Source organism: Lysinibacillus capsici (assembly GCF_020217405.1).
In the GTDB taxonomy this organism is placed as follows: domain Bacteria; phylum Bacillota; class Bacilli; order Bacillales_A; family Planococcaceae; genus Lysinibacillus; species Lysinibacillus capsici.
In genome coordinates this window covers 175,016-188,293 of sequence record NZ_CP084108.1, presented here as the reverse complement: position 1 = coordinate 188,293, position 13,278 = coordinate 175,016, and the positions used below count along the sequence as shown (strand labels likewise).

Below are 13,278 nucleotides of genomic sequence, written 5' to 3'. Positions count from 1 at the left end.
ACTTATACAAACTGTTCTGTCTCAGTAGAACCTGCCATTGCTGTTGTAGAAGAAGTACCACCAGAGATAACCTGAGAGATTTCATCAAAGTATCCAGTACCTACTTCGCGTTGGTGACGTGTAGCTGTATAGCCTTTAGACTCAGAAGCAAATTCTGCTTGTTGTAGCTTAGAATATGCAGCCATACCATTATCTTTATAGTCATGAGCAAGCTCAAACATAGAGTGGTTTAGTGCATGGAAACCTGCTAAAGTAACGAATTGGAATTTATATCCTAACTTACCAAGTTCACGTTGATACTCTGCAATTTCTTCTTCTGAAAGATTTGCCTTCCAGTTGAATGAAGGTGAGCAGTTGTATGCAAGCATTTTACCTGGGAACTCAGCATGAATAGCTTCAGCAAATTCTCTAGCTTCTTCAAGTGATGGTTTAGAAGTTTCACACCAAATTAAATCTGCATATGGAGCGTAAGCTAAACCACGAGCAATTGCTTGTTTGATTCCAGCTTTTGTACGGAAGAAGCCTTCAGGTGTGCGTTCACCTGTGATGAACTCTGCATCACGTGGATCAATATCTGATGTAACCATATCAGCAGCGTCAGCATCTGTACGTGCGATTAAAATTGTATCTACACCCATAACATCTGTTGCTAAACGTGCAGCTACTAAGTTACGAACAGCATTTTGTGTTGGAAGTAATACTTTACCTCCAAGGTGTCCACATTTCTTTTCAGAAGCTAATTGATCTTCTAAGTGAACACCAGCTGCTCCTGCTTCAATCATACCTTTTACAAGCTCGAATACGTTTAGAGGCCCACCAAAACCTGCTTCTGCGTCTGCTACGATTGGCGCGAACCAATCAAATTGATCAACACGTCCTTCAGCATGATCAATTTGATCTGCACGTTGAAGCGCTTGATTAATTCGTTTTACTACTGCTGGTACAGAGTTAGCTGGATATAATGATTGGTCAGGATACATTTGACCAGACAGGTTTGCATCAGCAGCTACTTGCCAGCCTGATAGATAGATAGCCTTTAAGCCAGCTTTTACTTGTTGTACTGCTTGATTCCCCGTTAATGCCCCCAATGCATTGATAAACGGTTCCTCATGTAATGAATTCCAAAGTCGAGTAGCACCTTTTTGCGCTAGTGTTTGTTCAATTACTACTGTTCCCTGTAATTTAACAACTTCTTCAGCTGAATATGTGCGTTCAATTCCAGCCCAACGTGGGTTTTCCGCCCATTGTTTTTCTAAAGCTTCGATTCTTTCTTGACGAGTTGACATATTGAAATTCCACCTTCCCCTTTGTGTACAATATACTCTGTTAAAAAACTTTTAATTATCTGTTCCATAACAGGTTTATTTGTTGTAAATTAATATATAACAGACTATTTGAATTTTCATTATTTTTCGATAAAAGATCAAATTTTAAGGATAAAACTACCTTTTTTGACGATGAAATTTGGAAGACTGTTTACAAACAAGGGGGATATTCACAATGAACAATGAGTTAAATTCTTTCGTAAAAGATATTTCACAACAATATATTTTTATGTTGAAAGACTGGATACCTGCTGATTCATCCATTGCGATTGCTGTTGAAAATTCTTATGTTTATTTTCACTCTGGTCACCAAAGTATTCATTTAGAGATAGGTCAACAAGTATTACCTGGGAGTATTGCGGACCAAGTATTACAGACTCAAAAAAGAACAGATGCTATTTTAGATAATTCCCTATTCGATACGCCATATTACGGCATTGGTTATCCTATATACATTCAAAATAAGCCTGCTGCTCTCGTCATTGTCCTACCGTCATCATTTACAGCAAAAAGAGCAGAACCATTTCAATTTTTAACTGGAAAGCAAGAGGAGGAATGGAATCCTGTAGCAATTAATAAAATATCTCATATTGAAAGCCTACAGAAAAAAACATGGTTTTATGTAGAGGGTGATCAGTATAAAACGAGTATTACACTCAAAGAACTTCAATTACGCTTACCATCATATTTTATTCGTATCCATAGATCTTACATTGTAAATATACATTTCATAAAAAAAATGGCACGTGATTTAACATCAAATTTTATTGTCACTTTAATTGATGGAAGTGAGTTGCCAGTGAGTCAATCTTATCTAAATGATCTTCGGAGTGCTCTTGAATTTTAAGTATATAGGGCTGTCTTTTTCGGGGGACAGCCTAATTTAAACTATCTTCTTAATTTGTGTACAACAAAAAAGACCAGAGAATTTATTCTCTGATCTTTCATTTGCCTAGCGACGTCCTACTCTCACAGGGGGAAGCCCCCAACTACCATCGGCGCTAAAGAGCTTAACTTCCGTGTTCGGTATGGGAACGGGTGTGACCTCTTTGCCATCATCACTAGACTTTTATTCGACCTCCAATACACGGCGTATTACGGCGTCTTGAAGCTCTCTTTTTTTATTGAAAGATTTGTTCTTTCAAAACTGGATAAACGGTGCATTGAATGTTTCAAACGTTTTGGTTAAGTCCTCGATCGATTAGTATTCGTCAGCTCCATGTGTCACCACACTTCCACCTCGAACCTATCTACCTCATCGTCTTTGAGGGATCTTACTTACTTGCGTAATGGGAAATCTCATCTTGAGGGGGGCTTCATGCTTAGATGCTTTCAGCACTTATCCCGTCCACACATAGCTACCCAGCGATGCCTTTGGCAAGACAACTGGTACACCAGCGGTGTGTCCATCCCGGTCCTCTCGTACTAAGGACAGCTCCTCTCAAATTTCCTACGCCCACGACGGATAGGGACCGAACTGTCTCACGACGTTCTGAACCCAGCTCGCGTACCGCTTTAATGGGCGAACAGCCCAACCCTTGGGACCGACTACAGCCCCAGGATGCGATGAGCCGACATCGAGGTGCCAAACCTCCCCGTCGATGTGGACTCTTGGGGGAGATAAGCCTGTTATCCCCGGGGTAGCTTTTATCCGTTGAGCGATGGCCCTTCCATGCGGAACCACCGGATCACTAAGCCCGTCTTTCGACCCTGCTCGACTTGTAGGTCTCGCAGTCAAGCTCCCTTGTGCCTTTACACTCTACGAATGATTTCCAACCATTCTGAGGGAACCTTTGGGCGCCTCCGTTACCTTTTAGGAGGCGACCGCCCCAGTCAAACTGTCCGCCTGACACTGTCTCCTGCCCCGCTAAGGGGCATGGGTTAGAATTTCAATACAACCAGGGTAGTATCCCACCGACGCCTCCTTCGAAGCTGGCGCTCCGAGATCTCTGGCTCCTACCTATCCTGTACAAGTTGTACCAAAATTCAATATCAGGCTACAGTAAAGCTCCACGGGGTCTTTCCGTCCTGTCGCGGGTAACCTGCATCTTCACAGGTACTATAATTTCACCGAGTCTCTCGTTGAGACAGTGCCCAGATCGTTACGCCTTTCGTGCGGGTCGGAACTTACCCGACAAGGAATTTCGCTACCTTAGGACCGTTATAGTTACGGCCGCCGTTTACTGGGGCTTCAATTCGCAGCTTCGCTTGCGCTAACCACTCCTCTTAACCTTCCAGCACCGGGCAGGCGTCAGCCCCTATACGTCACCTTACGGTTTTGCAGAGACCTGTGTTTTTGCTAAACAGTCGCCTGGGCCTATTCACTGCGGCTCTCATGCGCTTGCACGCTCAAGAGCACCCCTTCTCCCGAAGTTACGGGGTCATTTTGCCGAGTTCCTTAACGAGAGTTCTCTCGCACACCTTAGGATTCTCTCCTCGACTACCTGTGTCGGTTTGCGGTACGGGCACCTCTCACCTCGATAGAGGCTTTTCTTGGCAGTGTGAAATCAGGAACTTCGTCCATACGGACTCGCCATCACAGCTCAACGTTACAGTGTGCGGATTTGCCTACACACACGCCTTACTGCTTGGACGCGCACAACCAACGGCGCGCTTACCCTATCCTACTGCGTCCCCCCATTTCTCAAACGGTGAGGAGGTGGTACAGGAATATCAACCTGTTGTCCATCGCCTACGCCTATCGGCCTCGGCTTAGGTCCCGACTAACCCTGAGCGGACGAGCCTTCCTCAGGAAACCTTAGTCATACGGTGGACGGGATTCTCACCCGTCTTTCGCTACTCATACCGGCATTCTCACTTCTAAGCGCTCCACCAGTCCTTCCGGTCTGACTTCAACGCACTTAGAACGCTCTCCTACCACTGACATCGTAGATGTCAATCCACAGCTTCGGTGAATCGTTTAGCCCCGATACATTTTCGGCGCAGCGTCACTCGACCAGTGAGCTATTACGCACTCTTTAAATGATGGCTGCTTCTAAGCCAACATCCTGGTTGTCTGTGCAACGCCACATCCTTTTCCACTTAACGATTACTTTGGGACCTTAGCTGGTGGTCTGGGCTGTTTCCCTTTTGACTACGGATCTTATCACTCGCAGTCTGACTCCCGTGTATAAATATCTGGCATTCGGAGTTTGTCTGAATTCGGTAAACCGGGATGGCCCCCTAGTCCAAACAGTGCTCTACCTCCAGTATTCTCATCACGAGGCTAGCCCTAAAGCTATTTCGGAGAGAACCAGCTATCTCCAAGTTCGATTGGAATTTCTCCGCTACCCACACCTCATCCCCGCACTTTTCAACGTGCGTGGGTTCGGGCCTCCAGTAAGTGTTACCTCACCTTCACCCTGGACATGGGTAGATCACCTGGTTTCGGGTCTACGACCACGTACTACTTCGCCCTATTCAGACTCGCTTTCGCTGCGGCTCCGCCTTCTAAAGCTTAACCTTGCACGTAATCGTAACTCGCCGGTTCATTCTACAAAAGGCACGCTATCACCCATTAACGGGCTCTAACTACTTGTAGGCACACGGTTTCAGGATCTCTTTCACTCCCCTTCCGGGGTGCTTTTCACCTTTCCCTCACGGTACTGGTTCACTATCGGTCACTAGGTAGTATTTAGCCTTGGGAGATGGTCCTCCCGGATTCCGACGGAATTTCACGTGTTCCGCCGTACTCAGGATCCACTCAGGAGAGAACGAACTTTCGACTACAGGGCTTTTACCTGCTCTGGCGGACCTTTCCAAGTCGCTTCATCTAACTCGCTCTTTTGTAACTCCGTATAGAGTGTCCTACAACCCCAAGAGGCAAGCCTCTTGGTTTGGGCTCTTCCCGTTTCGCTCGCCGCTACTCAGGGAATCGATTTTTCTTTCTCTTCCTCCAGGTACTTAGATGTTTCAGTTCCCTGGGTCTGCCTTCAAGACGCTATGTATTCACGTCAAGATACTACGCGATTAAACGTAGTGGGTTCCCCCATTCGGAAATCTCCGGATCAAAGCTCACTTACAGCTCCCCGAAGCATATCGGTGTTAGTGCCGTCCTTCTTCGGCTCCTAGTGCCAAGGCATTCGCCGTGCGCCCTTAATAACTTAACCAAGTTATTAAGCCTATAAAAAAACTTAAAAAAATAAATGTGTTTGTTACAATTTCAATGTCGTTTTATCCAGTTTTCAAAGAACAAAAAAATGGTGGAGCCTAGCGGGATCGAACCGCTGACCTCCTGCGTGCAAGGCAGGCGCTCTCCCAGCTGAGCTAAGGCCCCAAGAGGTATATATGGTGGGCCTAAATGGACTCGAACCATCGACCTCACGCTTATCAGGCGTGCGCTCTAACCAGCTGAGCTATAGGCCCTCTTGGAAGTTTTATTAAATTTCATAAACCTTCAAAACTGAACGCAAAACGTAATCTTACAAACCCAAGGTTTGTATTCCGAAATAATCCTTAGAAAGGAGGTGATCCAGCCGCACCTTCCGATACGGCTACCTTGTTACGACTTCACCCCAATCATCTATCCCACCTTCGGCGGCTGGCTCCAAAAGGTTACCTCACCGACTTCGGGTGTTACAAACTCTCGTGGTGTGACGGGCGGTGTGTACAAGGCCCGGGAACGTATTCACCGCGGCATGCTGATCCGCGATTACTAGCGATTCCGGCTTCATGTAGGCGAGTTGCAGCCTACAATCCGAACTGAGAACGACTTTATCGGATTAGCTCCCTCTCGCGAGTTGGCAACCGTTTGTATCGTCCATTGTAGCACGTGTGTAGCCCAGGTCATAAGGGGCATGATGATTTGACGTCATCCCCACCTTCCTCCGGTTTGTCACCGGCAGTCACCTTAGAGTGCCCAACTAAATGATGGCAACTAAGATCAAGGGTTGCGCTCGTTGCGGGACTTAACCCAACATCTCACGACACGAGCTGACGACAACCATGCACCACCTGTCACCGTTGCCCCCGAAGGGGAAACTATATCTCTACAGTGGTCAACGGGATGTCAAGACCTGGTAAGGTTCTTCGCGTTGCTTCGAATTAAACCACATGCTCCACCGCTTGTGCGGGCCCCCGTCAATTCCTTTGAGTTTCAGTCTTGCGACCGTACTCCCCAGGCGGAGTGCTTAATGCGTTAGCTGCAGCACTAAGGGGCGGAAACCCCCTAACACTTAGCACTCATCGTTTACGGCGTGGACTACCAGGGTATCTAATCCTGTTTGCTCCCCACGCTTTCGCGCCTCAGCGTCAGTTACAGACCAGAAAGTCGCCTTCGCCACTGGTGTTCCTCCAAATCTCTACGCATTTCACCGCTACACTTGGAATTCCACTTTCCTCTTCTGCACTCAAGTCCCCCAGTTTCCAATGACCCTCCACGGTTGAGCCGTGGGCTTTCACATCAGACTTAAAGGACCGCCTGCGCGCGCTTTACGCCCAATAATTCCGGACAACGCTTGCCACCTACGTATTACCGCGGCTGCTGGCACGTAGTTAGCCGTGGCTTTCTAATAAGGTACCGTCAAGGTACAGCCAGTTACTACTGTACTTGTTCTTCCCTTACAACAGAGTTTTACGATCCGAAAACCTTCTTCACTCACGCGGCGTTGCTCCATCAGGCTTTCGCCCATTGTGGAAGATTCCCTACTGCTGCCTCCCGTAGGAGTCTGGGCCGTGTCTCAGTCCCAGTGTGGCCGATCACCCTCTCAGGTCGGCTACGCATCGTCGCCTTGGTGAGCCGTTACCTCACCAACTAGCTAATGCGCCGCGGGCCCATCCTATAGCGACAGCGAGATGCCGTCTTTCAGTCTCTTGCCATGAAGCAAAAGAGATTATTCGGTATTAGCCCCGGTTTCCCGGAGTTATCCCAAACTATAAGGTAGGTTGCCCACGTGTTACTCACCCGTCCGCCGCTAACGTCAAAGGAGCAAGCTCCTTTTCTGTTCGCTCGACTTGCATGTATTAGGCACGCCGCCAGCGTTCGTCCTGAGCCAGGATCAAACTCTCCATAAAAGAAATTTGATTAGCTCAAATTGTTTTGCTGGCATCATGTTTGATGTCCAAAATTGTGTTTCGTTCACTAGTAAAACTAGCTACTTAAAACTTTATTGATTACGTTTTGCTTGTTCAGTTTTCAAGGTTCATGTATTTGAATTGGTGGAGCCTAGCGGGATCGAACCGCTGACCTCCTGCGTGCAAGGCAGGCGCTCTCCCAGCTGAGCTAAGGCCCCGTTTTTTTATTTTTAGGAAATGGTCGGGAAGACAGGATTCGAACCTGCGACCCCTTGGTCCCAAACCAAGTGCTCTACCAAGCTGAGCTACTTCCCGTTGTTCTTATGGCGCGCCCGACAGGAGTCGAACCCATAACCTTCTGATCCGTAGTCAGACGCTCTATCCAATTGAGCTACGGGCGCATTTAAAATGGTGCCGAGGACCGGAATCGAACCGGTACGGTAGTCACCTACCGCAGGATTTTAAGTCCTGTGCGTCTGCCAGTTCCGCCACCCCGGCACATTTGGAGCGGAAGACGAGGTTCGAACTCGCGACCCCCACCTTGGCAAGGTGGTGTTCTACCACTGAACTACTTCCGCATGTGCATAAGCTTTTTTTATCTGGCAATGAAAATAATGGTGCGGGTGAAGGGAGTCGAACCCCCACGCCTTGCGGCGCTAGATCCTAAGTCTAGTGCGTCTGCCAATTCCGCCACACCCGCTTATTATTATTTGAAAATGGTGAGCCATGAAGGACTCGAACCTTCGACCCTCTGATTAAAAGTCAGATGCTCTACCAACTGAGCTAATGGCTCGAAAAAATGGTGCCGGCTATAGGAATCGAACCCACGACCTACTGATTACAAGTCAGTTGCTCTACCTGCTGAGCTAAACCGGCATATGGTGGAGGATGACGGGCTCGAACCGCCGACCCTCTGCTTGTAAGGCAGATGCTCTCCCAGCTGAGCTAATCCTCCTGGGTATTATGCCTAGCGATGTCCTACTCTCACAGGGGGAAGCCCCCAACTACCATCGGCGCTAAAGAGCTTAACTTCCGTGTTCGGTATGGGAACGGGTGTGACCTCTTTGCCATCATCACTAGACTTATTAAAAGACAAGATTTATTATACCATATTTCAGTATAAATACAAGCTTTTTTTAAAGCTTACTTGTTCTTTCAAAACTGGATAAACGGCACATTGAATGTTTCAAACTTTTTTGGTTAAGTCCTCGATCGATTAGTATTCGTCAGCTCCATGTGTCACCACACTTCCACCTCGAACCTATCTACCTCATCGTCTTTGAGGGATCTTACTTACTTGCGTAATGGGAAATCTCATCTTGAGGGGGGCTTCATGCTTAGATGCTTTCAGCACTTATCCCGTCCACACATAGCTACCCAGCGATGCCTTTGGCAAGACAACTGGTACACCAGCGGTGTGTCCATCCCGGTCCTCTCGTACTAAGGACAGCTCCTCTCAAATTTCCTACGCCCACGACGGATAGGGACCGAACTGTCTCACGACGTTCTGAACCCAGCTCGCGTACCGCTTTAATGGGCGAACAGCCCAACCCTTGGGACCGACTACAGCCCCAGGATGCGATGAGCCGACATCGAGGTGCCAAACCTCCCCGTCGATGTGGACTCTTGGGGGAGATAAGCCTGTTATCCCCGGGGTAGCTTTTATCCGTTGAGCGATGGCCCTTCCATGCGGAACCACCGGATCACTAAGCCCGTCTTTCGACCCTGCTCGACTTGTAGGTCTCGCAGTCAAGCTCCCTTGTGCCTTTACACTCTACGAATGATTTCCAACCATTCTGAGGGAACCTTTGGGCGCCTCCGTTACCTTTTAGGAGGCGACCGCCCCAGTCAAACTGTCCGCCTGACACTGTCTCCTGCCCCGCTAAGGGGCATGGGTTAGAATTTCAATACAACCAGGGTAGTATCCCACCGACGCCTCCTTCGAAGCTGGCGCTCCGAGATCTCTGGCTCCTACCTATCCTGTACAAGTTGTACCAAAATTCAATATCAGGCTACAGTAAAGCTCCACGGGGTCTTTCCGTCCTGTCGCGGGTAACCTGCATCTTCACAGGTACTATAATTTCACCGAGTCTCTCGTTGAGACAGTGCCCAGATCGTTACGCCTTTCGTGCGGGTCGGAACTTACCCGACAAGGAATTTCGCTACCTTAGGACCGTTATAGTTACGGCCGCCGTTTACTGGGGCTTCAATTCGCAGCTTCGCTTGCGCTAACCACTCCTCTTAACCTTCCAGCACCGGGCAGGCGTCAGCCCCTATACGTCACCTTACGGTTTTGCAGAGACCTGTGTTTTTGCTAAACAGTCGCCTGGGCCTATTCACTGCGGCTCTCATGCGCTTGCACGCTCAAGAGCACCCCTTCTCCCGAAGTTACGGGGTCATTTTGCCGAGTTCCTTAACGAGAGTTCTCTCGCACACCTTAGGATTCTCTCCTCGACTACCTGTGTCGGTTTGCGGTACGGGCACCTCTCACCTCGATAGAGGCTTTTCTTGGCAGTGTGAAATCAGGAACTTCGTCCATACGGACTCGCCATCACAGCTCAACGTTACAGTGTGCGGATTTGCCTACACACACGCCTTACTGCTTGGACGCGCACAACCAACGGCGCGCTTACCCTATCCTACTGCGTCCCCCCATTTCTCAAACGGTGAGGAGGTGGTACAGGAATATCAACCTGTTGTCCATCGCCTACGCCTATCGGCCTCGGCTTAGGTCCCGACTAACCCTGAGCGGACGAGCCTTCCTCAGGAAACCTTAGTCATACGGTGGACGGGATTCTCACCCGTCTTTCGCTACTCATACCGGCATTCTCACTTCTAAGCGCTCCACCAGTCCTTCCGGTCTGACTTCAACGCACTTAGAACGCTCTCCTACCACTGACATCGTAGATGTCAATCCACAGCTTCGGTGAATCGTTTAGCCCCGATACATTTTCGGCGCAGCGTCACTCGACCAGTGAGCTATTACGCACTCTTTAAATGATGGCTGCTTCTAAGCCAACATCCTGGTTGTCTGTGCAACGCCACATCCTTTTCCACTTAACGATTACTTTGGGACCTTAGCTGGTGGTCTGGGCTGTTTCCCTTTTGACTACGGATCTTATCACTCGCAGTCTGACTCCCGTGTATAAATATCTGGCATTCGGAGTTTGTCTGAATTCGGTAAACCGGGATGGCCCCCTAGTCCAAACAGTGCTCTACCTCCAGTATTCTCATCACGAGGCTAGCCCTAAAGCTATTTCGGAGAGAACCAGCTATCTCCAAGTTCGATTGGAATTTCTCCGCTACCCACACCTCATCCCCGCACTTTTCAACGTGCGTGGGTTCGGGCCTCCAGTAAGTGTTACCTCACCTTCACCCTGGACATGGGTAGATCACCTGGTTTCGGGTCTACGACCACGTACTACTTCGCCCTATTCAGACTCGCTTTCGCTGCGGCTCCGCCTTCTAAAGCTTAACCTTGCACGTAATCGTAACTCGCCGGTTCATTCTACAAAAGGCACGCTATCACCCATTAACGGGCTCTAACTACTTGTAGGCACACGGTTTCAGGATCTCTTTCACTCCCCTTCCGGGGTGCTTTTCACCTTTCCCTCACGGTACTGGTTCACTATCGGTCACTAGGTAGTATTTAGCCTTGGGAGATGGTCCTCCCGGATTCCGACGGAATTTCACGTGTTCCGCCGTACTCAGGATCCACTCAGGAGAGAACGAACTTTCGACTACAGGGCTTTTACCTGCTCTGGCGGACCTTTCCAAGTCGCTTCATCTAACTCGCTCTTTTGTAACTCCGTATTGAGTGTCCTACAACCCCAAGAGGCAAGCCTCTTGGTTTGGGCTCTTCCCGTTTCGCTCGCCGCTACTCAGGGAATCGATTTTTCTTTCTCTTCCTCCAGGTACTTAGATGTTTCAGTTCCCTGGGTCTGCCTTCAAGACGCTATGTATTCACGTCAAGATACTACGCGATTAAACGTAGTGGGTTCCCCCATTCGGAAATCTCCGGATCAAAGCTCACTTACAGCTCCCCGAAGCATATCGGTGTTAGTGCCGTCCTTCTTCGGCTCCTAGTGCCAAGGCATTCGCCGTGCGCCCTTAATAACTTAACCAAGTTATTAAGCCTATAAAAAAACTTAAAAAATAAATGTGTTTGTTACAATTTCAATGTCGTTTTATCCAGTTTTCAAAGAACAAGTTTTGAAGTGTTTCATTCAGATAGAATGAACCTTCAAAACTGAACGCAAAACGTAATCTTACAAACCCAAGGTTTGTATTCCGAAATAATCCTTAGAAAGGAGGTGATCCAGCCGCACCTTCCGATACGGCTACCTTGTTACGACTTCACCCCAATCATCTATCCCACCTTCGGCGGCTGGCTCCAAAAGGTTACCTCACCGACTTCGGGTGTTACAAACTCTCGTGGTGTGACGGGCGGTGTGTACAAGGCCCGGGAACGTATTCACCGCGGCATGCTGATCCGCGATTACTAGCGATTCCGGCTTCATGTAGGCGAGTTGCAGCCTACAATCCGAACTGAGAACGACTTTATCGGATTAGCTCCCTCTCGCGAGTTGGCAACCGTTTGTATCGTCCATTGTAGCACGTGTGTAGCCCAGGTCATAAGGGGCATGATGATTTGACGTCATCCCCACCTTCCTCCGGTTTGTCACCGGCAGTCACCTTAGAGTGCCCAACTAAATGATGGCAACTAAGATCAAGGGTTGCGCTCGTTGCGGGACTTAACCCAACATCTCACGACACGAGCTGACGACAACCATGCACCACCTGTCACCGTTGCCCCCGAAGGGGAAACTATATCTCTACAGTGGTCAACGGGATGTCAAGACCTGGTAAGGTTCTTCGCGTTGCTTCGAATTAAACCACATGCTCCACCGCTTGTGCGGGCCCCCGTCAATTCCTTTGAGTTTCAGTCTTGCGACCGTACTCCCCAGGCGGAGTGCTTAATGCGTTAGCTGCAGCACTAAGGGGCGGAAACCCCCTAACACTTAGCACTCATCGTTTACGGCGTGGACTACCAGGGTATCTAATCCTGTTTGCTCCCCACGCTTTCGCGCCTCAGCGTCAGTTACAGACCAGAAAGTCGCCTTCGCCACTGGTGTTCCTCCAAATCTCTACGCATTTCACCGCTACACTTGGAATTCCACTTTCCTCTTCTGCACTCAAGTCCCCCAGTTTCCAATGACCCTCCACGGTTGAGCCGTGGGCTTTCACATCAGACTTAAAGGACCGCCTGCGCGCGCTTTACGCCCAATAATTCCGGACAACGCTTGCCACCTACGTATTACCGCGGCTGCTGGCACGTAGTTAGCCGTGGCTTTCTAATAAGGTACCGTCAAGGTACAGCCAGTTACTACTGTACTTGTTCTTCCCTTACAACAGAGTTTTACGATCCGAAAACCTTCTTCACTCACGCGGCGTTGCTCCATCAGGCTTTCGCCCATTGTGGAAGATTCCCTACTGCTGCCTCCCGTAGGAGTCTGGGCCGTGTCTCAGTCCCAGTGTGGCCGATCACCCTCTCAGGTCGGCTACGCATCGTCGCCTTGGTGAGCCGTTACCTCACCAACTAGCTAATGCGCCGCGGGCCCATCCTATAGCGACAGCGAGATGCCGTCTTTCAGTCTTTCACCATGAAGTAAAAGAGATTATTCGGTATTAGCCCCGGTTTCCCGGAGTTATCCCAAACTATAGGGTAGGTTGCCCACGTGTTACTCACCCGTCCGCCGCTAACGTCAAAGGAGCAAGCTCCTTTTCTGTTCGCTCGACTTGCATGTATTAGGCACGCCGCCAGCGTTCGTCCTGAGCCAGGATCAAACTCTCCATAAAAGAAATTTGATTAGCTCAAATTGTTTTGCTGGCATCATGTTTGATGTCCAAAATTGCGTTTCGTTCACTAGCCGAAGCTAGT

General features: G+C 48.9%; 2 protein-coding genes, 11 tRNA genes and 6 rRNA genes. 1 reads left to right on the top strand and 18 read right to left on the bottom strand.

What is annotated here, in order from left to right:
* Positions 1 to 2: 2 nt before the first annotated feature.
* Positions 3 to 1,286 (bottom strand): isocitrate lyase, encoded by a 1,284-nt coding sequence (gene aceA / locus LCP48_RS00975; protein ID WP_004233046.1) that lies wholly within the window; start codon positions 1,284 to 1,286, stop codon positions 3 to 5.
* Between the two features lie 214 nt (positions 1,287 to 1,500).
* Here aceA and LCP48_RS00970 point away from each other — a divergent pair, with 214 nt between their 5' ends.
* Positions 1,501 to 2,172, top strand: a complete 672-nt coding sequence (locus LCP48_RS00970) for a LytTR family DNA-binding domain-containing protein (protein WP_004233045.1) — start codon at positions 1,501 to 1,503, stop codon at positions 2,170 to 2,172.
* A gap of 103 nt (positions 2,173 to 2,275) precedes the next feature.
* Here LCP48_RS00970 and rrf (LCP48_RS00965) read toward each other — a convergent pair.
* The 17 genes from rrf (LCP48_RS00965) to LCP48_RS00885 form a co-directional block, all read right to left on the bottom strand.
* A 5S ribosomal RNA gene (gene rrf / locus LCP48_RS00965) occupies positions 2,276 to 2,391 on the bottom strand.
* Between the two features lie 115 nt (positions 2,392 to 2,506).
* Positions 2,507 to 5,434 (bottom strand): 23S ribosomal RNA (locus LCP48_RS00960).
* A gap of 91 nt (positions 5,435 to 5,525) precedes the next feature.
* A tRNA-Ala gene (locus tag LCP48_RS00955) sits at positions 5,526 to 5,601 on the bottom strand.
* Positions 5,602 to 5,613: 12 nt separating this feature from the next.
* Positions 5,614 to 5,690: transfer RNA gene (locus LCP48_RS00950), tRNA-Ile, on the bottom strand.
* A 94-nt stretch (positions 5,691 to 5,784) separates the two neighbouring features.
* A 16S ribosomal RNA gene (locus LCP48_RS00945) occupies positions 5,785 to 7,337 on the bottom strand.
* Between the two features lie 142 nt (positions 7,338 to 7,479).
* Positions 7,480 to 7,555 (bottom strand) — tRNA-Ala (locus LCP48_RS00940).
* Positions 7,556 to 7,575: 20 nt separating this feature from the next.
* Positions 7,576 to 7,652: transfer RNA gene (locus tag LCP48_RS00935), tRNA-Pro, on the bottom strand.
* A gap of 9 nt (positions 7,653 to 7,661) precedes the next feature.
* Positions 7,662 to 7,738: transfer RNA gene (locus LCP48_RS00930), tRNA-Arg, on the bottom strand.
* Positions 7,739 to 7,746: 8 nt separating this feature from the next.
* Positions 7,747 to 7,835: transfer RNA gene (locus LCP48_RS00925), tRNA-Leu, on the bottom strand.
* Positions 7,836 to 7,840: 5 nt separating this feature from the next.
* Positions 7,841 to 7,915, bottom strand: a tRNA-Gly gene (locus LCP48_RS00920).
* Positions 7,916 to 7,952: 37 nt separating this feature from the next.
* Positions 7,953 to 8,037, bottom strand: a tRNA-Leu gene (locus LCP48_RS00915).
* Positions 8,038 to 8,054: 17 nt separating this feature from the next.
* Positions 8,055 to 8,130 (bottom strand) — tRNA-Lys (locus LCP48_RS00910).
* A gap of 7 nt (positions 8,131 to 8,137) precedes the next feature.
* Positions 8,138 to 8,213 (bottom strand) — tRNA-Thr (locus LCP48_RS00905).
* Positions 8,214 to 8,216: 3 nt separating this feature from the next.
* Positions 8,217 to 8,292 (bottom strand) — tRNA-Val (locus tag LCP48_RS00900).
* Between the two features lie 10 nt (positions 8,293 to 8,302).
* A 5S ribosomal RNA gene (gene rrf, locus LCP48_RS00895) occupies positions 8,303 to 8,418 on the bottom strand.
* A 115-nt stretch (positions 8,419 to 8,533) separates the two neighbouring features.
* Positions 8,534 to 11,461: ribosomal RNA gene (locus LCP48_RS00890) — 23S ribosomal RNA — on the bottom strand.
* A gap of 182 nt (positions 11,462 to 11,643) precedes the next feature.
* Positions 11,644 to 13,196, bottom strand: a 16S ribosomal RNA gene (locus LCP48_RS00885).
* Together the 16S, 23S and 5S rRNA genes with 11 tRNA genes alongside form the textbook arrangement of a ribosomal RNA operon.
* Positions 13,197 to 13,278 lie beyond the last annotated feature (82 nt).